The 1,913-nt window shown below is 63.9% G+C and carries 1 protein-coding gene; it reads left to right on the plus strand.

Annotated elements, in window-relative coordinates; genetic code table 11:
- Positions 1–415 precede the first annotated feature (415 nt).
- Positions 416–1,913, plus strand: a 1,498-nt coding sequence (locus tag VSX60_RS22200; protein WP_327626407.1) for a methyl-accepting chemotaxis protein, incomplete at its 3' end; no start/stop codon positions are given.

Raw genomic sequence — 1,913 nt, forward strand, 5'->3', positions numbered from 1 at the left:
CGTACCGCAGATGAAGACCACCGGCACGGGCGGCGCCGCCCGTGCCGAACAGACCAACACCGACAGCTGGGAAGAGTTCTGAGCCGCATCCTTCTCGGGCCGCTGACAGGAGTACCACGACACACCACAATCAGAGCCGGCGGGGTCTCAACCCTCGCCGGCTTTGTCATATCCGCCGACGGGTAGAAGTGGAGCCGACGCGGGTAGCCACCGGTGGCTGCATTCCCGTCTCGAAAGAAGCCTTCAGCGACGAAACAATTTGGTAAGCATTTATAACGAATGTCTGCTCCGGAGAAGGATGGCCGCAAAAGCTGTGTCGATCGTGCCGCGAATTCCGCCGAGAGGTTCGGCGGTGTCGGGTTCCTGTCGCCAGCTGTTGTCGGCCACTCGATTATATCTTTGGGGGGGGGAACTCATGCGATTGGCCAACATCAATATTTCCAGGAAGATCACCGCGGCCTTCGCCGTCATGGTGCTCGGAGCCGCGATCATGGGCTCCTCCATTTTCATGTTCATGGAGAATGTCCAGAGCGCCGGTAAGGCCAAAGACGTCTATATGGCCGTCGAGGACGCCGCGATGGAGGCGCGTTTCGCGGTCGCCCGCCAGGAGGGGTCGCTGCGCGGGTTCATGATCACGCGCGATCCGTATTTCGCCACACGGACGAAGGACCACTACCAGACCTTTTTGAAGCACGTGGCCGACCTTCGCGCGCGAGTCGGTGCGGACCCGGACATGTCCGGTCGTCTGGTGGTGCTCGAGAAGGCCATGAGCGCGTGGCACACGGAAATCGCCGATCCGGTGATCGAGCTGGCCGCGAGCCCGATAAGTTACCCGCGCGCGCTGGACCTCTTCAATTCCGGCAAGGCCGACGAGTTCATCGAGCCGGTGGAGGAGACCCTGGATGCGATCCGGGCTCGCCAGGACGAGACGATCGCGGAGGCGACCGCAGTCGAGGTCAGTCGGAACAGCATGGTGAAATGGGCGGTAGTCCTCGGCGTGGGGTTTCTCATCATTTCGGCGGCCGGGCTTGGCTGGCTCCTGTCTCGGGGAATCGCCACTCCGATTAACGCCATGACCGACGTGATGCGGCGGCTGGCGGACGGAGACAAGACCGTTGTGATCGCGGGTGCTGGCCGCAAGGATGAGATCGGCGCGATGGCTGTTGCAGTGGAGACCTTCAAGCAGGCGGCAATCGAGCGTGAGCGTCTGGAGAGCGAGGCTGCGGCAGCGCGGATCGACCAGGAACAGGCGAAGAACCGCCAGGCAGCGCTGGACAACGCCAAGGCCGAGGATCTGCGCGCCTTCGTCGGTGTGGTCGAGGTCGGTTTCGAGCGGCTGTCGGCGGGCGACCTGACGGTGCGCATGGCCGAGCCGGTGGCGGCGGAGTTCGAGCCGATCCGGGCAAAGTTCAACGACAGCGTCGGCAAGCTGGAGGATGCGATCGGCAATNCGGTGCGCATGGCCGAGCCGGTGGCGGCGGAGTTCGAGCCGATCCGGGCAAAGTTCAACGACAGCGTCGGCAAGCTGGAGGATGCGATCGGCAATGTGGTGACCTCGATCGGTTCGATCCGGTCTGGCCTGCAGGAGATCAACACGGCGTCGAACGATCTGGCACAGCGCACCGAGCAGCAGGCGGCCAACCTGGAAGAGACGGTTGCGGCGCTCGGCGAGGTGACGACGGCGGTGAACGAGACGGCCGAAGGCGCCGGCAAGGCGCAGACGGCGGCGAGTTCCGCCCGTGGCAAGGCCGAAAAGGGCGGCGAGATCGTTGGCCAGGCGGTTGCGGCGATGAGCCAGATCGAAAAATCCTCCGAGCAGATCAACCAGATCATCTCGGTGATCGACGAGATCGCCTTCCAGACCAATTTGCTGGCCTTGAATGCGGGCGTCGAGGCGGCGCGGGCCGGCGAGG

The organism is Aurantimonas sp. A3-2-R12 (genome assembly GCF_036016755.1).
Lineage (GTDB): Bacteria > Pseudomonadota > Alphaproteobacteria > Rhizobiales > Rhizobiaceae > Aurantimonas > Aurantimonas coralicida_A.